The organism is Pseudomonas sp. H11T01 (assembly GCF_048515765.1).
GTDB lineage: Bacteria > Pseudomonadota > Gammaproteobacteria > Pseudomonadales > Pseudomonadaceae > Aquipseudomonas.
Genome location: NZ_JBLYED010000001.1, coordinates 468,865 through 489,890, shown reverse-complemented (window position 1 = coordinate 489,890; position 21,026 = coordinate 468,865). Strand labels below are relative to the sequence as shown.

The window sequence follows — 21,026 nt, the reverse complement described above, 5'->3', positions numbered from 1 at the left end:
ACATTAAACAAAATGGAACAATTGGGATCAGCCCAATTCCACCCTGTTTCGTCCGGCATCTTTCGCGCGGTAAAGTGCCTGATCGGCTCTTTTAAGTACCATTTCGCTGCGCTCACCCGGTTTGAATGCCGTCATACCCATGGAGACAGTGATCGTTACCCGCTCACCTTTGAAGTGAAATGGGCAGGCCTCAATAGCTGCGCGCAAGGTTTGCGCCAGATTCATGCCAACAGGCAATGCGGTATCAGGCACCAGCAAGACAAACTCCTCACCACCGAACCGGGCGATGAAATCCGAACCGCGCAATCGCTTGCGCAGAACACCGGCAATGATCTTCAAAACCTTGTCGCCAGCCAGATGGCCATAGTTATCATTGATGCGTTTGAAGTGGTCCAGATCCAGCATTGCCAGTAATAGCGTTTTCCCGTGTTGCTGCCATTCAGCGACTTCATGATCCAGTCGCTCACTCCACGCCGCCCTGTTCGGCAAGCCGGTCAACGGATCAATCAAGGCCTTTTGCCGTTGCTCCTCAAGGTGCTCGCGATACCCCTGAGCCTCCTGTTCCATACTTGCCACGCGCTCGGCCAGCCCTTGCAGACGCCCAGCCACTTCCTGCTCACGCTGATCGCGTTGCTTCTGGTGCTGATCCATGGTGCCGAGCAAGCCTTCAAGATGGTTCTCCAGCACATGCTTGAGGCTGTCCAGATCCGCCGCGTCTTGCACACTGCTCTGCAAACCATCGACCTGTTCGCGAATCTGGGTATCCATTTCACGCGCAGCTGAACGGCTGTCAGCATGGCCGTCGCTGGCCGCTTGCAGATTGCTTTGGAATGATTCAAGCCGTTCATTGAGCTGCTTGAGATACACCTGAAACTCATGTTGTCCACTGTCTGTGATCGCCAGCATCAAAACGGCCAGATCGTCGAGGATCGTTAGCAACTCGTACCAGTTCAGACCGTGTTGCAATCGTTCACGCATGGCTTCGGCTTGAGGCCGGTGGCGCTCGGGCAGGGACAAGTCGTCGAGCAGGCCAAGCAGCGTCTCTTCAATGTGCCTGGCCACTGAGCTGTAGGACGGCTCCGTCGAATCAGGCAGGGCGTAGGCAACATCCTGTTCAGAAAGCCCTGCCTCAAAAGCCGGCAACACCTGCGCCATAGCCGATGGCAAAGGCAGGCTGTCGAGGATGGTAGGTGGTTCATGCCCGGCTTCAGAGGATACGGGGTGGGTCAGTTCGTCAGGATTGATATCAATCTGAGCGGGAATTGCTTCAAGACTGGCCGCCTGGGTGGGTTGCGGCGCAGTGTCGGTTTTTTCTACTTCTGGCAGTTCCTGAACCGGCTGCGACAGAGGAGTGCCGGGTGCTTCCAGCTCCAGCACTGGCGGGACAAAAGTGTCGATCTGTGGCGTTCTTTCAGTCAGCTCTGGATTCGAAACCGGCTCGACCACTGAAACCACAGATACCGGCGCTTGCTGTGCAATCGCCACAGCGCTTGGCGCAACAGAAGCAGGAGCAGACTGGAAAGCGTCGCGACCAGGTTCAAGCGGCGTCTCGACGGCTTGCGTCTGGAGCGCAAGGTCAGCGGTTTCCCGCCCACCAAACAGGCGTTGCAACAAGCCGGGACGACCTGGCTCTGCCGGGCTCTCCAGCAAGCTCAACGCCTGACCTTGCAAGCCACTCAGTTCGCCTAGCAGCAAGGGAATTTCACGGGCCTGGCTGACACGGCCGTCCAGTTGCTTGGCAAAACTCTTGAGCGGCCGACTCACTTCTCGAGGCAGCGGCAAGGTCTGTAACTGAGTCACCAGAGCAGTCAGCGCAGAACTGATTTGCCCCACGCGAGTTTCCCGGCGCTGCTCGGAATCGAGCACGGCTTTTTCCAGACGCGGCAGCAATGCCGCCAGGCCCGCGTCCATATCGTCCGTGCGCACGACCTCACGCATTTCCTTCATGCACTGGTCAACGGCCCGATCAGTACCCTCCGCCGCCAGCGTACTGCGCACCAACCCACGGCGAAGTAAATCGAGGCGGGCATCCCAACGGCGCTCGAGCTTCTCCTGTTGTTCGATGCTCTTGAGGTACTTTTCTTTCCAGCGCTGTGCTTCGTCGCTCATTCAAGGGATCCGCGAGGGGCAGGGCTCAACGCGGGGAATGCATCGACCGTGAGCGAACCCGGCAGACGAATCTCTACCGCGACCGGCAGGTGATCGGAAATGGGCTGGGCCAGTACCTGTACTCGCTCCAGGGTCAGGCTGGAGCTGAGCAGAATATGGTCCAGGCAACGTTGTGGCCGCCAACTGGGAAACGTCGCTTCCAGTTGCGGCGCCAGCAAACCGAGGTCGCGCAATGGAGAGTGTTGCAGCAAGTCGCTGGCATGAGTGTTCATGTCGCCCATCAGCACTTGGTGTTTGTACCCACCAATCAACTCGCGAATATAGGCCAGTTGCCGGGTTCGGGTACGGGCGCCCAGGGCCAGATGCATCATCACCACCACCAACGCCTCCGGTCCTTCGCCGAAGCGCACCAGAATCGCACCGCGGCCTTTGGGACCCGGCAATGGATGATCCTCGATAGCCCACGGACGCAAACGGCTAAGCACGCCATTGCTGTGCTGAGCAAGGCGACCGAGATTGCGATTGAGTTGTTGATACCAGTAGGGAAAGGCGCCGAGTTGGGCCAGGTGTTCGACTTGATTGACGTAGCCCGACCGCAGGCTGCCGCCATCAGCTTCCTGCAAGGCGACCAGATCGAAGTCGCCCAGCAGATTGCCGATCTTTTGCAGATTGTCGGCACGCCCGGTGTGTGGCAACAGATGCTGCCAGCCACGGGTCAGGTAATGCCGATAGCGCTCGGTACTGATGCCTACCTGAATATTGAAACTGAGCAAACGCAGACGACTGTCTGCGGGCAAGCCCGTGGATTCCAGGTGATGCGCGTTGACCTGCGGGTCATGCAGGCCAACGACACGCTCAGTACCCCAGCGGCGCATGGCAGGCGCCGCTTACTTAGCGGCGCGCTCCTTGGCGATTAGCTGATCAGCCACGCTCAAGGCGCCTTCAGGGCCGCCGGCGGTGCCGAGGTCAAAGCGGTACTTGCCGTTGACGACCATGGTGGGTACGCCGGAGATCTGATAGGCCTGAGCCTTCTTCTTGGCATCTTCAACCTTGCCTTTAACGGCGAAGGAATTGTAGGTGCTCAAGAATTTATCCTTCTCGACGCCTTCGGTTGCCAGGAACTCAGCCATTTCTTCTGGAGTAGCGAGTTTCTTGCCGCCGTGGATCGCTTCAAATACGGCTTTGTGAACCTTGTGCTCCACACCCATGGCTTCCAGGGTAATAAACAACTGGCCGTGAACGTTCCAGATACCGCCGAACATGGCCGGAATACGTACGAAGTTCACATCAGCAGGAAGTTTTTCAACCCAGGGATTAATGGTCGGCTCGAACGCGTAGCAATGCGGGCAGCCATACCAGAACAGCTCCACCACTTCGATCTTGCCAGGCACAGCAACCGGAACGGCGCTGCTCAATTCGACATATTGTTTACCGGCTTCAAGCGGCTCGCTGGCAGCTTGAGCGGTCATGCCGAACAGACTGGCAGTGACGAGCGCGGCGCTGAGAATCAGATTACGCATGCTTTACTCCTGGACAAATAAGGTCGCCTCGTGCGACCTGCACTCAGACAGGTCCAGTCGGGCTTGAGTTCTCTAGTGTAACGGCAGCGGCCACAAAAAAGGGCGGCCAAAGCCACCCTTTTTATGCTTGCATCACTGGATTAATCGAGCGTTAACGTTGCAAAAGATGTAAGCCTTGAACAACGTCAATCGATCCACCCTTAGTGCAGGCCTTGAATATAGCTGGACACCGCTTCGATGTCCTTGTTGCTCAATTTGGACGCGATGGTTTGCATGATTTTGGTGTCGCCGTCGTTGGTGCGGTTGCCTTCACGGAAGTCGGTCAACTGCTTGGCAGCATACTGAGCGTGTTGGCCGCCCAGGTGCGGGAAGCCTGCTGCAGCGTTGCCTACGCCATTGGGCGAGTGACAGCCCGTGCACGAAGGCATGCCTTTTTCCAGATTGCCACCACGGAACAGTTCTTCACCGCGAGCCACGAGCTTGGGATCGGCTGCTCCGACGCTGCCCTTCTGGCTGGCGAAGTAGGCGGAGAGATCAGCCAGATCCTGATCGCTCAGGTTGGTCAGCAGGCCGGTCATTTCCAGGACGGTGCGCTTGCCGGACTTGATGTCGTGCAATTGCTTGTTCAGGTAGCGTTCGCCCTGACCCGCCAGTTTTGGAAAGTTTGGCGCCATGCTATTGCCATCCGGGCCATGACAGGCGCCACATACTGCGGCTTTCGCCTGACCAGCAGTCGCATCGCCTGCAGCATGGGCAATGCCGGAGATCCCCAGGGTCAACAGCAGACTCACGATCAATTTGTTCATCAGCTAATCCAACTACGGCTAAGGGTTAAAGAGTTATGGACCGGGATCACTCGCTCATCCACTGGATGATTGCCTGGTAATCCTCGGCACTGCAGTCCATGCACAAACCACGCGGCGGCATCGCCTTGAAACCCTGGGTCACGTGTTGCACCAGCGTCTCCATACCTTGTGCCAATCTTGGCTTCCAGGCTTGTCGGTCACCCTTTTCAGGCGCCGTTGGCAGTTGGCCTGAATGACAAGCTCCACAAACACGGTTGTACACAGCTTCCGGATCCTGTGTAGCCTGAGCGCTGTAAAGCGGCATCAAGACACCGGCAGCTAGCAGCCATTTCGTCATAAAGCGACCTTTTCAGGGTTGAGAGCGAGCTGCGTTCTAGTGCGCAATTTCGATCAATCGCTCTCGTGAACTTCATCCTACGCTGGGACAAAGCGCACACAAAATCTGCGGCATTATATACTGGCGTTACTGAAACGGAAACGACACTGCTCGCCGCGTCCATTCTCGGCACCGCCCACATCGGAAATCCCATGCAACTCAAGAACCCCATTCTCGGCCTGTGCCAACAGTCCACCTTCATGCTCAGCGCGGCCAAAGTCGACCAATGTCCCGACGACGAAGGCTTTGAAGTTGCCTTTGCCGGGCGTTCCAACGCCGGCAAATCCAGCGCCCTGAACACCCTGACTCACGCCAGCCTGGCCCGAACCTCGAAGACTCCGGGTCGCACGCAGCTGCTGAACTTCTTCAAGCTAGACGATGAACGCCGTTTGGTCGACCTGCCTGGCTACGGCTACGCCAAGGTGCCGATCCCGTTGAAACTGCACTGGCAGCGTCACCTGGAAGCGTATCTGGGCGGTCGCGAAAGTTTGAAAGGCCTGATTTTGATGATGGACATCCGTCATCCAATGACCGATTTCGACCTGCTGATGCTTGATTGGGCCGTTGCCAGCGGCATGCCGATGCACATTCTGCTGACCAAGGCCGACAAACTGACCTACGGCGCAGCGAAAAACACCCTGCTCAAAGTGCAGGCGGACATTCGTAAAGGTTGGGGTGATGCGATCACCATCCAGCTGTTCTCGGCACCGAAACGCCTGGGCCTGGAAGACGCCTACACTGTATTGGCGGGTTGGATGGAACTGGCTGATAAGGGCGCAGAGGCCGCTGAATAAGGAGTTTCAGGCAAAAAAAACCCCGGACTTCGTATGGGGAGGAGAAGTTCGGGGTCCAAGTTCCGGACCGCTAGGGCGGGGTCCAGATATCTGCCAACACTTAACACAACATAGGAGCATCGAAGGGCTTCACCACCCATTCAGTAACTCTGAGTGGTGGTTCACGGATTTAGTTCCGGAAAAGTTCAAAAACCATTGGTAATAACTGCCAGAAATTTCTGAACTATAGCCCTTCGCTAGCTTTGGCCGCGGCACTATGCCGCAGCAAAATGCACCTTCAAGACAGCTTAATGAGCCTCATCCCAGTTATTTCCAACGCCTACTTCGACCAAAAGCGGCACATCGAGCGTCGCCGCGCCGCTCATATGGACGCGAATTTCATTGCGAACCTGATCCACCAGGTCCTCGCGAACCTCAAGCACCAGTTCATCGTGCACCTGCAAGATAACGTTGGCGTCCAGACCTGAGGACGTCAGCCAGTTATCCACAGTGATCATGGCTTTCTTGATGATGTCCGCCGCCGTGCCCTGCATCGGTGCGTTGATCGCAGTGCGTTCGGCGCCTTTGCGCAAGGCCGGATTTTTTGCGTTGATATCGGGCAAGTACAAGCGACGGCCGAAGATAGTTTCGACGAAACCTTGCTCCGCAGCTTGGGCGCGGGTGCGCTCCATATACTCCAGCACGCCTGGGTAACGAGCAAAATAGCGGTCGATATAGGCTTGTGATTGCTTACGGTCGACACCAATTTGCTTGGCCAGACCAAACGCGCTCATGCCGTAAATCAGGCCGAAGTTGATGGCCTTGGCGCTACGACGCTGATCAGTGGTGACCTCTGCCAGCTCAACGCCGAACACCTCGGCAGCGGTTGCTTTGTGCACGTCCAGATCGTTGCGGAAGGCATGCAACAAGCCTTCGTCCTTGGCCAGGTGCGCCATGATCCGCAGTTCGATCTGCGAATAGTCGGCCGCCAGCAGTTTGTAACCTTGGGGCGCGACAAACGCCTGACGAATCCGGCGACCTTCGGCGGTACGGATCGGAATGTTCTGCAAGTTCGGATCGCTGGAAGACAAACGTCCGGTCGCCGCCACGGCTTGATGGTAGGACGTATGAATCCGCCCGGTGCGCGGGTTGATCTGCTCCGGCAAGCGGTCGGTATAGGTGCTTTTCAACTTGCTCAGTGAACGGTACTGCATCAGCACCTTTGGCAGCGGAAAGTCCTGTTCGGCCAGTTCTGCCAGTACAGCTTCAGCCGTTGAGGCCTGGCCTTTGGCGGTTTTGCTGAGAATCGGCAAGCCGAGTTTCTCATACAGAATCACGCCCAGTTGCTTGGGCGAACCCAAGTTGAATTCTTCGCCGGCAATGGCAAAGGCTTCGCGCTCAAGGGCGACCAGTTTTTCGCCCAGTTCGACGCTCTGAATGCCCAGCAGATTAGCGTCGACCAACGCCCCCTGACGTTCGATCCGCGCCAGTACCGGTACCAGCGGCATCTCGATTTCGCTCAGCACTTTGCAAAGGCTCGGAATGGCGGTGAGCTTTTCCTGCAGGGCTTGATGCAAACGCAAGGTCACGTCCGCGTCTTCCGCGGCATAAGGCCCCGCCTGCTCCAGGGATATCTGATCGAAGGTCAATTGCTTGGCCCCTTTGCCAGCGATGTCCTGGAAACTGGTGGTGGTGTAATTCAGGTACTTGAACGCCAGGCTGTCCATGTCGTGACGGGTCGCCGTCGAATCCAATACGTAGGATTCGAGCATGGTGTCGAAGGCAATACCTTGTACCGAAATGCCACAGGCCTGATCACCACCGATGGCGCAGTTGGCCAGTATGTTCATATCGAACTTGGCGTGTTGGCCGACCTTGAGCTTGTTCGGGTCTTCCAGCAGGGGCTTCAATGCCCGCAGGACGGTATCGCGATCCAGCTGCTCAGGTACGCCCATATAAGAGTGAGTGAGCGGGATGTAGGCTGCTTCGTTGGCTTGTACGGCGAAGGACAACCCCACCAGTTGCGCTTGCTGCGCGTCGACTCCGGTGGTTTCGGTGTCGAAAGCAATCAGCTTGGCGCTGTTGAGTTTCTTCAGCCAGAGGTCGAAATCCGCCTGGGTGAGGATCGTGGTGTACTTGAGCTCGGAATCAGCGGCGGCTTCTTCAGCCACCGGAGCGGCGACTTCCTGGCCAGTGCGTTTGGCATCGCGCTGGTTATCCTCGAACCAGCTCTTGAACTCCAGCAGGGTATAGAGTTCGGAGAGCTTGTCGTGATCCGGCGGACCCATTTTCAGGTCGTCGAGCCCAATATCCAGCGGCACGTCGATCTTAATGGTTGCCAGTTGATAGGAGAGGAAAGCCATCTCCTTATGCTCTTCGAGCTTGGCTGGCAGGGTCTTGGCGCCGCGAATCGGTAGGGTCGGGACGATGTCGAGCTGCGCATACAAGTCGACCAGACCGCCATTAACGCCCACCAGCAAGCCGGAAGCAGTCTTTGGACCGATGCCCGGAACGCCCGGAATGTTGTCGGAAGAGTCGCCCATCAGCGCCAGATAATCGATGATCTGTTCGGGAGCGACGCCAAACTTCTCTTTCACGCCAGCCACATCCAGCGCGCTACCGGTCATGGTATTGACCAAGGTAATGTGCCCGTCGACCAGTTGCGCCATATCTTTGTCGCCCGTGGAGATCACCACCGGACGGTCGGCTGCCGCGCTGCTGCGGGCCAGCGTGCCGATCACATCGTCGGCCTCTACACCTTCTACGCACAGCAAAGGAAAGCCCAACGCGATCACGCTCGCATGCAACGGCTCGATCTGCACCCGCATATCGTCGGGCATGCTCGGGCGGTTGGCCTTGTATTCGGCGTACATGTCATCGCGAAATGTCCCGCCCTTGGCGTCGAAAACCACCGCGAACGGGCTGTCCGGGTACTGCTTGCGCAGACTCTTGAGCATGTTCAATACGCCCTTGACCGCGCCGGTCGGCAGGCCTTTGGACGTAGTCAGCGGTGGCAGTGCATGAAAGGCGCGGTACAGGTAAGAAGAACCGTCCACCAGGACGAGGGGGGCTTGGCTCATGAGCAGGATCAACCTTTTCGGCGGGTCCGGCGCTAGAATAGCGGGACCGTTGACGACAAAGGGACAAGGTTATCATGCGCACACTAAATCGCTTGCTGCTGGCCAGCTTGTTTGCAATCACTCCATTGGCTGTGATGGCGGCGGATGATGCGCCATCAGCGGAACCGCAAGTCACCATTCGCACGGAAGGCGACAAGACCATTCAGGAATACCGGCAAAACGGTTTTCTGTATGCCATCAAGATCACCCCGAAGGGCGGTAAACCGTACTTCCTGGTGCGCGCGGATGGGACCGATGCAAACTATATCCGCTCGGATCAACCGGATATGCTGATCCCGTCGTGGAAGATTTTTGAGTGGAAGTAGTTTCTTAACTTTAATCGGCGCCGGCTGAACAGCGGCGCCCGTACTGGCAGTTTTAACCATGTCTGTGTTCACCCCCCTGGCTCGGCCCGAGCTGGAAACCTTTCTCGCCCCTTACGGGCTCGGCCGCCTGCTTGACTTCCAGGGGATTGCCGCTGGTAGCGAAAACACCAACTTCTTTATCAGTCTGGAGCAGGGCGAGTTTGTTCTGACCCTGGTAGAACGCGGTCCGGTTCAGGAAATGCCGTTCTTCATTGAATTGCTCGACGTGCTGCATGACGCCAATCTGCCGGTACCTTACGCCCTGCGCACGACAGACGGCATCGCCTTGCGCGAGCTCGCCGGCAAACCCGCACTGCTACAACCGCGGCTGGCCGGCAAGCACATTAAAGAAGCCAATGCGCAGCATTGCGCTCAGGTTGGCGAACTGTTGGGCCATCTGCACCTGGCGACCCAGGCGAATATGATCAAGCGCAAGACGGATCGCGGCCTGGACTGGATGCTGGAAGAGGGCGGGCAGCTGCTTTCTCACCTGGATGCAGAACAAAGCGATCTGCTGCAACGGGCCCTCGACGAGATCGCTCAACAGAAGGTAAAAATCCTGGCGCTGCCACGGGCCAACATCCACGCCGATCTGTTCCGCGATAACGCGATGTTCGAAGGCACGCACCTGACCGGGCTGATCGACTTCTACAACGCCTGTTCCGGGCCGATGCTCTACGACGTGGCAATCGCTTTGAATGATTGGTGCTCGGATGATGCCGGGCTGATCGACGGCCCGCGCGCACGGGCCTTGCTGGGGGCTTATGCGGCGTTGCGGTCGTTCACCGCGGCCGAAGCCGAACTGTGGCCGACGATGTTGCGGGTGGCCTGTGTGCGGTTCTGGCTGTCACGACTGATCGCCGCCGAGTCGTTTGCCGGACAGGACGTGTTGATTCACGATCCGATGGAGTTTCAGCAGCGCCTGATGCAACGGCAGAAGGTTAATACACCGCTGCCGTTCGCCATTTAGGTCAAAAGATCGCAGCCTGCGGCAGCTCCTACATAGACCGCATAAACCCGCAGCATTGTGGGTGTACGCCAATCCCAGGAGCTGCAGTAGGCTGCGATTTTTTAGCGGATTACAACGACTCCAGACACCCCGCCAAATCATTCCCCAGCTTTTCCAGCACCTGCTCATAACCTTGGGCAGTGGCGGGTGTGTAGCCACCTAACGCATCCAGCTCCGCCAGTTTCACCGGCAAACCGGCGACCAGCGTCTCCGCCAGCCGTGGGCGCAGCGGTGGCTCGCTGAACACGCAGGTCTTGCCAACTTCCTGCAAGCGCTTACGCATCGCGGCCACATGCTGAGCGCCTGGTTGCACTTCCGCTGCGACGCTAAACACCCCGGCATGCTTGAGACCGTAGGCGTCTTCGAAGTAATCGAACGCTTCGTGGAAAACAAAGTAAGGCTTGCCTTCAATGCCAGCCAGTCGGGCTTTCAGCCGTGCGTCCAGTGCATCGAGGCGCTCATCGAAGGCCTTGAGGTTGCTCTGATAGCGAGCCGTATTGGTTGGGTCGGCAGCACTCAGGTCCGCTGCCATCTTCGCCGCAATCACCCGCGCATTGACCGGCGACAGCCAGAGGTGTGCATCCAGGCTGCCGGGGCGATGATCGTGATCATGCTCGTCGGCTTCTTCAGCATGGGAGTGGCTATCTTCGGCGAAACGACGCAGTTTCAGCCCTGGCAAGCCCTGAACCGCGATAGACGGCAGGCTGCGCCCCTTGAGCACGCGAGGCAGGAAACCTTCCATGTCCGGGCCAATCCAGTAGAGCAAATCAACCGACTGCACCCGCCGTACGTCGGAAGGTCGCAAGGCATAGTTGTGCGGGGACGCACCCGGCGGCAGCAATACCTCGGGAACACCGACACCGTCCTGTACCGCTGCGGCGATCAATTGTAAGGGTTTGATGCTGGTCAGTATCTTCACTTCGGCGTGAGCAGGGCTGATCACGAACAAACTGGCAGCAAAAGCGACATAAATGGCAAAAAGTCGGGACACGATGACCACTCGAAGAGGCGAGAACGGGTAACATAATAACGTCTCTCACAAATGTCGTCGCCGCTCATGCCTAAAACACCGCTAGCCAGTCGCCCCCACGATCACTCTCACTGCGTGCACAGCGCGCTGTCGGAAGCCGATGCCCTGTGTGCCCGTCAAGGCTTGCGCCTGACCGCACTGCGTCGACGCGTGCTGGAACTGGTCTGGCAAAGCCATAAACCCCTTGGCGCCTACGACATCCTCGCGGTGCTCAGCGAACAGGATGGCCGCCGCGCCGCGCCGCCTACCGTTTACCGCGCGCTGGATTTCCTGCTGGAAAACGGATTGGTGCATCGGATTTCGTCCCTCAACGCGTTCGTTGGCTGCAATCACCCGGAACACGCCCACCAGGGTCAGTTCCTGATCTGCCGTGAATGCCACGCCGCCATCGAGCTTGAGCAAAAAACCATCAGCGAGGCGATCATCACAAGCGCTCGCGATGTCGGCTTTGTCGTCGAAGGGCAAACCGTCGAAGTCGTCGGTCTCTGCTCGGGTTGCCAGGGGGCTTGATGAGCACTGCGTTGATCCGTCTCGAGCAGGTAGCGGTAACTTTTGCCGGGCAGAGCGTGCTGGACAATATTCAGCTCAGCGTCGAACCGAGGCAGATCGTCACCCTGATCGGCCCCAACGGCGCCGGCAAAACCACTCTGGTGCGTGCCGTGCTTGGCCTGCTCAAGCCGGACAGCGGCAGCGTCTGGCGCAAGCCGAAACTGCGGATCGGTTACATGCCACAGAAGCTGCACGTCGATCCGACCTTACCCCTGTCCGTGCTGCGATTTTTGCGTCTGGTGCCGGGTGTTGATCGTTCAAGGGCGTTGGCCGCGCTCAAGGAAGTCGGTGCCGAACAGGTGATCGACAGCCCGGTCCAGAGCGTCTCCGGCGGCGAAATGCAGCGCGTATTGCTGGCCCGCGCCTTGTTGCGCGAACCGGAACTGCTGGTGCTCGATGAGCCGGTGCAAGGCGTCGACGTTGCTGGCCAGGCCGAGCTCTACAGCCTGATCACTCGCCTGCGCGACCGCCACGGTTGTGGCGTGCTGATGGTTTCCCATGATTTGCATTTGGTCATGAGCACCACCGACCACGTGGTCTGCCTCAATCGCCATGTCTGCTGTTCCGGGCATCCTGAGCAGGTCAGCGGCGATCCGGCATTCGTCGAGCTGTTCGGCAAGAATGCGCAAAGCCTGGCAATTTATCACCACCATCACGATCACGCCCATGACCTGCATGGCGCCGTAGTCAGCGAGGCCCCGGCGGCCCATGTCCATGTTCACGGAGATAGCTGCAAGCATGGCTGATTTTCTGTTTTACGCTTTGCTGGCAGGCCTGGCACTGGCACTGGTAGCGGGTCCGTTGGGCTCGTTCGTGGTCTGGCGGCGCATGGCCTATTTCGGCGACACCCTTTCCCATGCGGCCTTGCTCGGCGTTGCGCTCGGGTTTCTGCTGGATGTCAGTCCGACTGTTGCGGTCACCGTAGGCTGCCTGTTGTTGGCGGTGTTACTGGTGACCTTGCAGCAGCGCCAGCCGCTGGCTTCCGACACGCTGTTGGGGATTCTCGCACCAAGCACCCTGTCTCTGGGTTTGGTGGTACTAAGCTTCATGCATGAAGTGCGGATCGACCTGATGGCCTATCTGTTTGGCGACCTGCTGGCGATCAGTCCAACTGACCTGGCCTGGATCCTCGGCGGCAGCACGGCAGTGCTGCTGTTGTTGGTGGCGCTGTGGCGGCCGCTGCTGGCAATCACCGTGCACGAAGAACTGGCCACGGTCGAAGGCTTGCCAGTGGCGGCATTGCGTCTGACCTTAATGCTGTTGATCGCCGTGGTGATTGCGGTCGCAATGAAGATCGTCGGCGTATTGCTGATTACTTCGTTGCTGATCATTCCTGCGGCCGCGGCCCAGCGTCACGCTCGATCGCCGGAGCAGATGGCTCTGGGCGCGAGCCTGCTGGGGATGCTCGCGGTGTGTGGCGGTCTGGCGCTGTCCTGGTTCAAGGACACCCCGGCCGGCCCATCGATTGTGGTCACAGCCGCCGCGCTGTTTCTGCTGAGTTTTGTCCTGCCCCGAAGAGGGGTGTAGACTTGCTCGTTTTTTGCGCAAATAGAGAGTCGCAGGAATGAAGTCGTTCGCCTCCCGTTATCTGCTCCTTGTCGCATTTTCCCTGCTGGGCGCCTGCCAAGGCACGTCGCCTGCGGCCACAGAGGCCCAGGATGCCCGGGCCACTGCCATCGTGCAGCTGGAACAAAGCCTCGCCAGCAGCGAGCTGGCCACCGCTGAAGATCAATTGAGCACCTTGCAGGCCCAGTCGCCCAACGACCCATCGCTAGAACAGTATCAACGGCAATTGGCCGAAGCCTATTTGCAACGCAGCCAGATCGTTCTGCAGAAAGGTGATGTCAACGCCGCCGCCACAGCCCTGAGCCGGGCCCGTGCGCTGATGCCTAAAGCCCCGGCACTGACCGGCGGCGTCAACAGCGCCATCACCCATGCCCGTAAAGCCGAGCTGGATAAAGCCGAAGCAGCCTTGAAAGCCGCCGAAGCCAAACCCGTCGCCAAGGTGATCGACCCTGCCGCCGAAAGCACCACCATTGCCTTGAACCTCACCGACATCACCAAGCTGCGCAAGCAACTGGATGCGATTGCCACTGACGTGGTGAATTACCAATGCGATGTGAGCATTCAGGCGCCGCGCACCGAAGACTATCCTTGGCTGGCCACGCTGCTGACCAATCGGGTGAAGAAGCTTGATTCGGCGTTCGATCTCAAGCTGGAACGGCAGATCCTTCGCAACATCCCGGCGCAGATGGTGTTGAGCCCGCGCAAGCCCCTGTAGGAGCGTCGACCGGCTGCTCCTACAGAGAGACCTCATTTCGTTAACTGACCGGCATTGGGGCTTGCCCACTAAGCCGGTTATTTCCAAATGACTGGTTGAATGCGAAATAAATGCTAAGAACCTCTATACGGACAGGCTAAAATGCGCGCCCCGGCTAACCGCTGACCCTTTCTAACGCGCCCACAAGGTTCGCTACGTGATCGAGTTTCAAAACGTCCATAAAACCTACCGGGTCGCCGGCAAGGATATTCCCGCCCTGCATCCGACCAGTCTGCGTGTCGAGGATGGTCAGGTATTCGGCCTGATCGGCCATTCTGGCGCGGGTAAAAGTACCCTGCTGCGTCTGATCAACCGCCTGGAAGCCCCAAGCGGCGGCAAGATCATCGTCGATGACGAAGAAGTCACCGCACTCGACGCCAACGGCCTGCGGCGTTTTCGCCAGCAAGTCGGGATGATCTTCCAGCACTTCAATCTGCTGGCGTCCAAGACCGTTGCCGACAACGTCGCGCTGCCACTGACACTCGCCGGCGAATTGTCCCGCAGCGAGATCGACCTGCGTGTGGCGCAACTGTTGGCACGGGTTGGTCTGGCCGATCACGCCAAAAAGTACCCGGCACAGCTGTCCGGCGGTCAAAAGCAGCGTGTCGGCATCGCCCGCGCTCTGGCAACCAAGCCGAAAATCCTGCTCTGCGACGAAGCCACCAGCGCCCTCGACCCGCAAACCACAGCGTCGGTCCTGCAATTGCTGGCTGAGATCAATCGTGAACTGAACCTGACCATCGTGCTGATCACCCATGAGATGGACGTGATCCGTCGGGTCTGTGATCAGGTCGCGGTGATGGACGCTGGCGTGATCGTCGAGCAAGGTTCGGTGGCTGAGGTGTTCCTGCATCCCAAGCACCCGACCACTAAACGCTTCGTCCAGGAAGACGAGCAGATCGATGAAAGCGAACAACGCGACGACTTCGCCCACGTGCCTGGCCGCATCGTGCGTCTGACCTTCCAGGGTGAAGCGACTTACGCACCATTGCTGGGCACCGTCGCCCGCGAAACGGGTGTGGACTACAGCATCCTCGCCGGTCGTATCGACCGCATCAAAGACATCCCTTACGGGCAGCTGACCCTGGCCGTCACCGGCGGCGATATGGAGGCGGCTTTCGCCCACTTCACCGCGGCAGACGTCCACATGGAGGTGCTGCGCTAATGGAAGCCCTGACCGTTTTCTTCGCCAATATCGACTGGTTCGAAATCTGGCTGGCCACCGGCGATACCCTGCTGATGCTCGGAGGTTCGTTGCTGTTCACCGTATTACTCGGCCTGCCGCTGGGTGTGCTGCTGTTCCTGTGCAGCCCACGTCAGTTGCTCGAGCAGAAAAGCCTCTACGCACTGCTCTCGCTGGTGGTGAACATCCTGCGATCGTTGCCATTCATCATCCTGTTGATCGTGATGATTCCCTTCACCGTACTGATCACCGGCACCTCGCTGGGTGTGGCCGGTGCGATTCCGCCCTTGGTGGTGGGTGCGACGCCATTCTTCGCGCGATTGGTGGAAACCGCGCTGCGTGAAGTGGATCGCGGCATTATCGAAGCGACCCAGGCCATGGGCGCCACCACGCGGCAGATCATCACCAATGCCCTGCTACCAGAAGCGCGGCCTGGCATTTTCGCTGCGATCACGGTGACGGCAATCACACTGGTGTCCTACACCGCGATGGCCGGTGTGGTCGGCGCGGGCGGTCTGGGTGATTTGGCTATCCGTTTCGGCTACCAACGCTTCCAGACCGACGTCATGGTAGTCACGGTCGTTTTGCTGTTGGTGCTGGTACAAGTTCTGCAAACCGTCGGCGATAAGCTGGTGGTGCACTTTTCTCGAAAATAAATGTAACCGCCGGCCACGGCTGGCTGGCGCCTGAAACAGGCGCCTAACAAGGAGTTTGCTGAATGAAAAAACTACTCGTCGCTTTTGCTGCCGTTGCAGCGTTTTCCGCTCAGGCAGCAGAAACCCTGACCGTGGCCGCTACCCCGGTTCCGCATGCGGAAATTCTCGAATTCGTTAAACCTGCGCTGGCCAAAGAAGGCGTCGACCTCAAGGTCAAAGTCTTCACCGACTACATTCAGCCGAACGTCCAGGTCGCCGAGAAGCGTCTGGACGCCAACTTCTTCCAGCACCAGCCGTACCTGGATGAGTTCAACAAGGCCAAGGGCACTAACCTGATCAGCGTTGCCGGCGTGCACCTGGAGCCATTGGGCGCCTACTCCAGCAAGTACAAAACCCTCGCAGAACTGCCCGGCGGTGCCAACGTGGTGATCCCGAACGACGCCACCAACGGCGGCCGCGCCTTGCTGCTGCTGGAAAAAGCCGGGCTGATCAAATTGAAGGACTCGAACAACATCCTCTCGACGGTCAAAGACATCACCGAGAACGCCAAAGACCTGAAATTCCGTGAACTGGAAGCCGCCACCATCCCGCGGGTGCTGACGCAGGTCGATCTGGCGCTGATCAACACCAACTACGCGCTGGAAGCCAAGCTCGATCCTTCCAAGGACGCGCTGGTCATCGAAGGCAAAGACTCGCCTTACGTGAACATCCTGGTTGCCCGCCCGGACGACAAAGACTCTGACGCCATGAAGAAACTGGTTGCCGCCTTGCACAGCCCGGAAGTGAAGCAATTCATTCTGGAAAAATACAAAGGCGCGGTACTGCCAGCGTTTTGATTTCCTGAGGCAAAACAAAACGGGGCGCATTGATTGCGCCCCATTTTTTATGCCTGGAACACTGCCCATGTGGGAGCGAGCCTGCTCGCGATGGGGCCATCACTGCCAACATCGATCTTGAATGTCAGCCCGCTATCGCGAGCAGGCTCGCTCCCACATTAGGATTTGCAGTGTTATTGACGCTTGAGCATCACCGGCAACTGAACCACCAGTTTCTGGTTGTTCAGCGGTGCGCGAATGAAGCCGCGCTGGGTGCCGTCCGGGCCAATCACGGCCAGGTTGCCGCTGTGGTCGACGGTGTAGTTGGGTTTGCTGGTATCAGCCGGGATGAACGGAATGCTCACGGCATTGGCGAGTTTCTGCACGTCCTCTACCGAGGCGCCGGTCAGGCCTTTGAAGTCCGGGTCGAAGTAGCCCAGGTACTGCTTGAGCTGTTTGGGGTTATCCCGGGCCGGGTCGACGCTGACCAGAATGATCTGCAGTTTGCCAACCACATCCTTGGGCAACTCGCTCTTGATCTGCCGCAGTTGGGCGAGGGTGGTCGGGCAGATGTCCGGGCAAAAGGTGTAACCGAAGAACAGCAGGCTCCATTTGTCTTTCAGCTCGTTGACCGTCACTGGCTGGCCGTCCTGGTCGATCATCTTCACATTTGGAAGATTACGACTTTGCGGCAACAGGATGATCCCCGCATCAATCAACGCAGTCGGATCACCCTGACCCTTGCTGGTCAGTACCTTGTTGATGGTAAGTCCCAAGACCAATGCGACCAAGGCAACGAGAATAAAGACGGTTTTCTGAGTTCGAGTCATAGGTTCAACAATAAGTAGTGGTCTACGAGCAGCGCGATAAACAGCAGGAACAAGTAGTAAATAGAGTACTTGAAGGTGTTGATCGCCGCGTGCGGCCGAGTGCCACGGTACAGCACGAAGGCCCATTGCAGAAACCTCGCGCCAAGGCCCAGGGCACAAATCAGGTAGAGCATGCCGCTCATGTGGATCACAAACGGTAGCAAGCTGACCGCGAGCAGGACGAAGGTGTAGAGCACGATGTGGATTTTGGTGTAGTGCTCGCCATGGGTCACCGGCAGCATCGGGATATCGGCTTTGGCGTATTCCTCTTTGCGGTGAATCGCCAGCGCCCAGAAATGTGGCGGCGTCCAGGCGAAGATGATCAGCACCAGCAGCAGCGGTTCAGCGCTCACATGCCCGGTGGCGGCGACCCAGCCGAGCAACGGTGGAGCCGCACCGGCCAGCCCGCCGATAACGATATTTTGCGGCGTCGCGCGCTTGAGAAAACCGGTGTAGATCACCGCGTAGCCCAGCAGCGAGGCCAGGGTCAGCCAGGCGGTCAGCGGATTGGTGAAGGTCAGCAGCAACGCCTGGCCGGCCAGCGCCAACGCAAAAGCGAAGGTCAGCGCCGCAGTCGGTGAAACCCGCCCTTCGGCCAGTGGCCTTTTATGGGTCCGGGCCATGACGGCATCGATCCGCCGGTCCACCACATGATTGACCGCCGCCGCGCCCCCTGCGCACATCGCGATCCCCAGATTGCCGAACACCAGCACCGTCCACGGCACCCCGGCGCGGGTGGCGAGGAACATCCCGACCAGTGAGGTGATGAGCATCAACACCACCACCTTGGGTTTGGTCAGCTCCAGATAGTCACGCCAGATCGCCTGACTGTGACGTTCGCCGATCAAAGTCGCCATGGCATCTCTCCCTTTATTGTTATGGGTCCGGCTGAGTGTTTACGCGGGCTAAACCGCCAACGCACAGGGACATGATGCTTGACCCGAACCAGGCTGGTTCGCGCGTGGTAATTGACCAGTACCATCGTCAGCAACAGTACCGCTCCGCCCGCGTTGTGGGCGACAGCAACCGGCAGCGGCAGATGAAACAGCACATTGCTCACACCCAGACTGATCTGCGCGGCCAACGCCACCAGCACCAGCCCCGCCAGCCGGGTCATGCCGACCGCCCGCAGTTGCCAGGCCAGCCCTAGCAGCACCAGCGTCACCAATAGCGCGCCGATGCGATGAGTCAGATGAATCGCGGTGCGGGCATCACTGTCCAGTTGGCCTCCGAGATAATTCGGGCCGATGTGCTGGGTCAGATGAAAGCCATTGGCAAAGTCGGCGGCCGGCAACCACTGCCCATGACAGGTAGGAAAGTCGATACAGGCCACTGCTGCATAATTGGAGCTGACCCAGCCGCCGAGAGCGATTTGCCCGATCACCAGTAATAACCCGGCAGTCGCCCAGTACTGCAAACGTCGCGGCACCGTCAGCGCCGGCAACACGCCAGACAAGCGCAGCGTCAGCAGAAACAACAGGCTCAAGGTCGCAAAGCCACCGAGCAAATGTGCCGTGACCACCTGCGGCCAGAGCTTGAGGGTGACCGTCCACATGCCGAACGCCGCTTGAGCGAACACCACCGCCAGTAAAAACAACGGCAACTTCAGCGGATGCCCAGGATGATGACGATGGGTCCAGGCACGGGCGGCCAGCAACACAATCAACACTCCCAGAGTCCCGGCGGAATAACGATGAACCATCTCGTTCCAGCCCTTATGGGCTACAACCGGCGCATCGGGAAAATGCAGTTCGGCATGGGCCAGCTGGGCTTCGCTTTTCGGCACACTGATAAAGCCGTAGCAGCCTGGCCAGTCTGGGCAGCCAAGCCCGGCATGGGTCAGCCGGGTATAGGCGCCGAGCAACACCACAATCAGTGCCAGCAAGGTGGCAAACAGCGCGAGGCGAAATCCAGGTTTGGCCATGACGATGCCCTTATCCGATGTTCGACAGTTTCAGCAGTTGGCGCAGGTCGTTGAGCAGATCTTTTCCTTTGACCCGGGCGTCATAGCGCAGCACCAGATTGCCGTGAGGATCGATGATCCACAGCTGGGCCGCGCCATCGCCTTGTGCCGCTTTGCCTCCTGGGCCTTTATTAAAGGTAGACAAGTCCAGGGAATAGCGCTGCAGTTGCGGATACTCGCGTTGCAGCATGGCGTCATAGTCGGCGTTCAGCGGCTGGGCAGTGGCCAGCGCGTGGCTGGCGCGGGAAGCGTCGCGGCCCAGGCCGATCTGGATTTGCCGGGCTAAATACACCAGTTGCTGACAGTCCACCGAGCACTCCTGCGGTGTGCTGACCAGCAACTGCCAGCGGTCTTCTTCGGCCACCACGCCAAGATCGGCGCGGCTCTGCCCGTTACCGATCAATTCGCCGTGATAACTGCGACTTTCCGGCACCCAGAACTGCAACTTGTACATGCCGGTGGCGAGGATCATTGGACCGATCACCCCGAGAAGAATAAGGATCAGCTGCAAACGTCCGCGTCGGCGGCTCTTTGGCGCCTGCACCTCAGACATGTTGGGTGGATTCATGGCCGCTCCCATGGTGTTTCTCCCTTGCGTTGTACCAACCGAGATAGAGATAAAGGCCGAACAGTGCCACCGCCATGGCGAACCACTGCACGGCATAACCGAGGTGTTTTTCCGGCCCCATGGCGACCACTGGCCAATCGGCCAGGTAGGAAGCCGGACCGCTTTCTTCGCGTAATTCGTAGGCAAAACCGCTACGCCCCAGCTCTGTCCAGAGACTGGCCGGGTCCACTGCCGTCACCAGCCGTGGCCAGTTCACGCCCGTTCGGTCCGCATGCAACTGGAAGGTGGCACCTGGGGCAGCATAGACCCAAGCATCGAGGTTCAGCGCTTGTGCGGGGGTAGTGAACACCGGTGGCGTACGCCGATCCGGCCACGGCAGCCAGCCGCGATTGAGCAACAACCAAAGGCCGCTGGTCTGGTCGAAAAAGGGTTGCAGCAGCTCGACACCAACCTTGCCATCGCGGGTGCGGTTATCCAGCAGGAAACTGTGCTCGGCATCGAACTGCCCGTGCAGACGCACTCGCCGAAACGCAGGGTCTTGCGCATTCAGCAGTTGTGCGAGGGGAACAGGTTCTGCCGCCCGGCGCTCGGCGTAACTCTCGAGCAGCAGGCGTTTCTGTTCGCCCCGGCCCAGTTGCCAGAAACCGAGAAAAACCAGCAGCGGCAGCAACACAAGGACCACAAGAGTCGGTGCAACGCCCGGGCGAAAGTACTTCATGGCATCGCCGCAGAAGTAGGAATTCGACTAGCTATACTGACTCGCATCGCGTTCCCCCGGAGTATCACCATGCTTAAAGCAGCAATCGTCCTGATGCTGATAGCCACGGTCATCAGCCTGTTCAGCGGCCTGTTTTTTTTGGTCAAGGACGAAAGCAGTTCCAACCGCCTGGTCATTGCCCTGACAGTTCGTGTCAGCCTGGCCGCCATCACCGTCGGCTTGATTGCCTGGGGTTTCTTCAGCGGCCAATTAGTCTCCAGCGCTCCCTGGTAGCGTTT

23 protein-coding genes are annotated in these 21,026 nt (G+C 58.7%); 11 read left to right on the top strand and 12 right to left on the bottom strand.

Annotated elements, in window-relative coordinates; genetic code table 11:
- Positions 1–27: 27 nt before the first annotated feature.
- The 5 genes from ACN1C3_RS02430 to ACN1C3_RS02410 form a co-directional block, all read right to left on the bottom strand.
- A complete protein-coding gene (locus ACN1C3_RS02430) occupies positions 28–2,109 on the bottom strand; it encodes a diguanylate cyclase (protein ID WP_419114181.1) in 2,082 nt (693 codons plus the stop codon).
- Positions 2,106–2,984, bottom strand: coding sequence for an endonuclease/exonuclease/phosphatase family protein (locus tag ACN1C3_RS02425; protein WP_419114180.1), 879 nt, complete (start codon positions 2,982–2,984; stop codon positions 2,106–2,108). Before ACN1C3_RS02425 ends, ACN1C3_RS02430 begins: the two co-directional genes overlap by 4 nt.
- Before the next feature lie 12 nt (positions 2,985–2,996).
- Entirely contained in the window at positions 2,997–3,629 is a 633-nt protein-coding gene (locus ACN1C3_RS02420; protein ID WP_419114179.1) for a thiol:disulfide interchange protein DsbA/DsbL, read from the bottom strand.
- Between the two features lie 200 nt (positions 3,630–3,829).
- Entirely contained in the window at positions 3,830–4,435 is a 606-nt protein-coding gene (locus ACN1C3_RS02415) for a c-type cytochrome (protein ID WP_419114178.1), read from the bottom strand.
- 46 nt (positions 4,436–4,481) lie between these two features.
- The gene (locus tag ACN1C3_RS02410) at positions 4,482–4,772 is read right to left on the bottom strand and encodes a c-type cytochrome (protein WP_419114177.1); all 291 of its coding nucleotides are present in this window, start codon (positions 4,770–4,772) and stop codon (positions 4,482–4,484) included.
- 191 nt (positions 4,773–4,963) lie between these two features.
- Between ACN1C3_RS02410 and yihA the strand changes: the two genes are divergently transcribed.
- A complete protein-coding gene (gene yihA / locus ACN1C3_RS02405; RefSeq protein WP_419114176.1) occupies positions 4,964–5,605 on the top strand; it encodes a ribosome biogenesis GTP-binding protein YihA/YsxC in 642 nt (213 codons plus the stop codon).
- Positions 5,606–5,892: 287 nt separating this feature from the next.
- On the opposite strand, the gene polA is transcribed toward yihA, so the two are convergent.
- Positions 5,893–8,664: a DNA polymerase I gene (gene polA, locus ACN1C3_RS02400; protein ID WP_419114175.1), complete on the bottom strand. Its 2,772-nt coding sequence runs from the start codon at positions 8,662–8,664 to the stop codon at positions 5,893–5,895.
- A gap of 74 nt (positions 8,665–8,738) precedes the next feature.
- Here polA and ACN1C3_RS02395 point away from each other — a divergent pair, with 74 nt between their 5' ends.
- Positions 8,739–9,029: a DUF2782 domain-containing protein gene (locus ACN1C3_RS02395; protein WP_419114174.1), complete on the top strand. Its 291-nt coding sequence runs from the start codon at positions 8,739–8,741 to the stop codon at positions 9,027–9,029.
- 58 nt (positions 9,030–9,087) lie between these two features.
- A complete protein-coding gene (locus ACN1C3_RS02390) occupies positions 9,088–10,038 on the top strand; it encodes a homoserine kinase (RefSeq protein ID WP_419114173.1) in 951 nt (316 codons plus the stop codon).
- A gap of 109 nt (positions 10,039–10,147) precedes the next feature.
- Here the strand turns inward: ACN1C3_RS02390 and ACN1C3_RS02385 are convergent, their stop codons facing one another.
- Complete coding sequence (locus ACN1C3_RS02385) at positions 10,148–11,077, bottom strand: zinc ABC transporter substrate-binding protein (RefSeq protein WP_419114172.1); 930 nt, start codon at positions 11,075–11,077, stop codon at positions 10,148–10,150.
- A gap of 57 nt (positions 11,078–11,134) precedes the next feature.
- Here ACN1C3_RS02385 and zur point away from each other — a divergent pair, with 57 nt between their 5' ends.
- The 7 genes from zur (at position 11,135) to ACN1C3_RS02350 (ending at position 16,651) form a co-directional block, all read left to right on the top strand.
- The gene (gene zur, locus ACN1C3_RS02380; protein ID WP_419114226.1) at positions 11,135–11,617 is read left to right on the top strand and encodes a zinc uptake transcriptional repressor Zur; all 483 of its coding nucleotides are present in this window, start codon (positions 11,135–11,137) and stop codon (positions 11,615–11,617) included.
- Entirely contained in the window at positions 11,617–12,402 is a 786-nt protein-coding gene (gene znuC, locus ACN1C3_RS02375; protein WP_419114171.1) for a zinc ABC transporter ATP-binding protein ZnuC, read from the top strand. The genes zur and znuC overlap by 1 nt, the downstream gene beginning before the upstream one ends.
- Positions 12,395–13,183 (top strand): zinc ABC transporter permease subunit ZnuB, encoded by a 789-nt coding sequence (gene znuB / locus ACN1C3_RS02370; RefSeq protein ID WP_419114170.1) that lies wholly within the window; start codon positions 12,395–12,397, stop codon positions 13,181–13,183. The genes znuC and znuB overlap by 8 nt, the downstream gene beginning before the upstream one ends.
- A 37-nt stretch (positions 13,184–13,220) precedes the next feature.
- Positions 13,221–13,937: a PA5502 family lipoprotein gene (locus ACN1C3_RS02365; protein WP_419114169.1), complete on the top strand. Its 717-nt coding sequence runs from the start codon at positions 13,221–13,223 to the stop codon at positions 13,935–13,937.
- A 196-nt stretch (positions 13,938–14,133) separates the two neighbouring features.
- A complete protein-coding gene (locus tag ACN1C3_RS02360; protein ID WP_419114168.1) occupies positions 14,134–15,141 on the top strand; it encodes a methionine ABC transporter ATP-binding protein in 1,008 nt (335 codons plus the stop codon).
- Entirely contained in the window at positions 15,141–15,815 is a 675-nt protein-coding gene (locus ACN1C3_RS02355; protein ID WP_419114167.1) for a methionine ABC transporter permease, read from the top strand. Before ACN1C3_RS02360 ends, ACN1C3_RS02355 begins: the two co-directional genes overlap by 1 nt.
- A 62-nt stretch (positions 15,816–15,877) precedes the next feature.
- The gene (locus ACN1C3_RS02350) at positions 15,878–16,651 is read left to right on the top strand and encodes a MetQ/NlpA family ABC transporter substrate-binding protein (protein WP_419114166.1); all 774 of its coding nucleotides are present in this window, start codon (positions 15,878–15,880) and stop codon (positions 16,649–16,651) included.
- A 173-nt stretch (positions 16,652–16,824) separates the two neighbouring features.
- On the opposite strand, the gene ACN1C3_RS02345 is transcribed toward ACN1C3_RS02350, so the two are convergent.
- The 5 genes from ACN1C3_RS02345 to ACN1C3_RS02325 are packed head-to-tail and all read right to left on the bottom strand — an operon-like array spanning position 16,825 to position 20,748.
- Positions 16,825–17,460, bottom strand: coding sequence for an SCO family protein (locus ACN1C3_RS02345; RefSeq protein ID WP_419114165.1), 636 nt, complete (start codon positions 17,458–17,460; stop codon positions 16,825–16,827).
- Positions 17,457–18,356 (bottom strand): heme o synthase, encoded by a 900-nt coding sequence (gene cyoE / locus ACN1C3_RS02340; RefSeq protein ID WP_419114164.1) that lies wholly within the window; start codon positions 18,354–18,356, stop codon positions 17,457–17,459. Before cyoE ends, ACN1C3_RS02345 begins: the two co-directional genes overlap by 4 nt.
- Positions 18,344–19,423: a COX15/CtaA family protein gene (locus ACN1C3_RS02335; RefSeq protein ID WP_419114163.1), complete on the bottom strand. Its 1,080-nt coding sequence runs from the start codon at positions 19,421–19,423 to the stop codon at positions 18,344–18,346. Before ACN1C3_RS02335 ends, cyoE begins: the two co-directional genes overlap by 13 nt.
- A gap of 10 nt (positions 19,424–19,433) precedes the next feature.
- Positions 19,434–20,042 (bottom strand): hypothetical protein, encoded by a 609-nt coding sequence (locus ACN1C3_RS02330; RefSeq protein WP_419114162.1) that lies wholly within the window; start codon positions 20,040–20,042, stop codon positions 19,434–19,436.
- Complete coding sequence (locus ACN1C3_RS02325; RefSeq protein ID WP_419114161.1) at positions 20,008–20,748, bottom strand: SURF1 family protein; 741 nt, start codon at positions 20,746–20,748, stop codon at positions 20,008–20,010. The genes ACN1C3_RS02330 and ACN1C3_RS02325 overlap by 35 nt, the downstream gene beginning before the upstream one ends.
- A gap of 69 nt (positions 20,749–20,817) precedes the next feature.
- On the opposite strand from ACN1C3_RS02325, the gene ACN1C3_RS02320 reads away from it, so the two are divergent.
- Positions 20,818–21,021, top strand: a complete 204-nt coding sequence (locus ACN1C3_RS02320) for a twin transmembrane helix small protein (protein ID WP_419114160.1) — start codon at positions 20,818–20,820, stop codon at positions 21,019–21,021.
- Positions 21,022–21,026: the final 5 nt, after the last annotated feature.

Excerpts from the sequence above, each read along its gene's own strand:
- ACN1C3_RS02430 (WP_419114181.1), bottom strand. The coding sequence starts at position 2,109 with ATGAGCGACGAAGCACAGCGCTGGAAAGAAAAGTACCTCAAGAGCATC.
- ACN1C3_RS02425 (WP_419114180.1), bottom strand. The coding sequence starts at position 2,984 with ATGCGCCGCTGGGGTACTGAGCGTGTCGTTGGCCTGCATGACCCGCAG.
- ACN1C3_RS02420 (WP_419114179.1), bottom strand. The coding sequence starts at position 3,629 with ATGCGTAATCTGATTCTCAGCGCCGCGCTCGTCACTGCCAGTCTGTTC.
- ACN1C3_RS02415 (WP_419114178.1), bottom strand. The coding sequence starts at position 4,435 with ATGAACAAATTGATCGTGAGTCTGCTGTTGACCCTGGGGATCTCCGGC.
- ACN1C3_RS02410 (WP_419114177.1), bottom strand. The coding sequence starts at position 4,772 with ATGACGAAATGGCTGCTAGCTGCCGGTGTCTTGATGCCGCTTTACAGC.
- yihA (WP_419114176.1), top strand. The coding sequence starts at position 4,964 with ATGCAACTCAAGAACCCCATTCTCGGCCTGTGCCAACAGTCCACCTTC.
- polA (WP_419114175.1), bottom strand. The coding sequence starts at position 8,664 with ATGAGCCAAGCCCCCCTCGTCCTGGTGGACGGTTCTTCTTACCTGTAC.
- ACN1C3_RS02395 (WP_419114174.1), top strand. The coding sequence starts at position 8,739 with ATGCGCACACTAAATCGCTTGCTGCTGGCCAGCTTGTTTGCAATCACT.
- ACN1C3_RS02390 (WP_419114173.1), top strand. The coding sequence starts at position 9,088 with ATGTCTGTGTTCACCCCCCTGGCTCGGCCCGAGCTGGAAACCTTTCTC.
- zur (WP_419114226.1), top strand. The coding sequence starts at position 11,135 with ATGCCTAAAACACCGCTAGCCAGTCGCCCCCACGATCACTCTCACTGC.
- znuC (WP_419114171.1), top strand. The coding sequence starts at position 11,617 with ATGAGCACTGCGTTGATCCGTCTCGAGCAGGTAGCGGTAACTTTTGCC.
- znuB (WP_419114170.1), top strand. The coding sequence starts at position 12,395 with ATGGCTGATTTTCTGTTTTACGCTTTGCTGGCAGGCCTGGCACTGGCA.
- ACN1C3_RS02365 (WP_419114169.1), top strand. The coding sequence starts at position 13,221 with ATGAAGTCGTTCGCCTCCCGTTATCTGCTCCTTGTCGCATTTTCCCTG.
- ACN1C3_RS02355 (WP_419114167.1), top strand. The coding sequence starts at position 15,141 with ATGGAAGCCCTGACCGTTTTCTTCGCCAATATCGACTGGTTCGAAATC.
- ACN1C3_RS02350 (WP_419114166.1), top strand. The coding sequence starts at position 15,878 with ATGAAAAAACTACTCGTCGCTTTTGCTGCCGTTGCAGCGTTTTCCGCT.
- ACN1C3_RS02345 (WP_419114165.1), bottom strand. The coding sequence starts at position 17,460 with ATGACTCGAACTCAGAAAACCGTCTTTATTCTCGTTGCCTTGGTCGCA.
- cyoE (WP_419114164.1), bottom strand. The coding sequence starts at position 18,356 with ATGGCGACTTTGATCGGCGAACGTCACAGTCAGGCGATCTGGCGTGAC.
- ACN1C3_RS02335 (WP_419114163.1), bottom strand. The coding sequence starts at position 19,423 with ATGGCCAAACCTGGATTTCGCCTCGCGCTGTTTGCCACCTTGCTGGCA.
- ACN1C3_RS02330 (WP_419114162.1), bottom strand. The coding sequence starts at position 20,042 with ATGGGAGCGGCCATGAATCCACCCAACATGTCTGAGGTGCAGGCGCCA.
- ACN1C3_RS02325 (WP_419114161.1), bottom strand. The coding sequence starts at position 20,748 with ATGAAGTACTTTCGCCCGGGCGTTGCACCGACTCTTGTGGTCCTTGTG.
- ACN1C3_RS02320 (WP_419114160.1), top strand. The coding sequence starts at position 20,818 with ATGCTTAAAGCAGCAATCGTCCTGATGCTGATAGCCACGGTCATCAGC.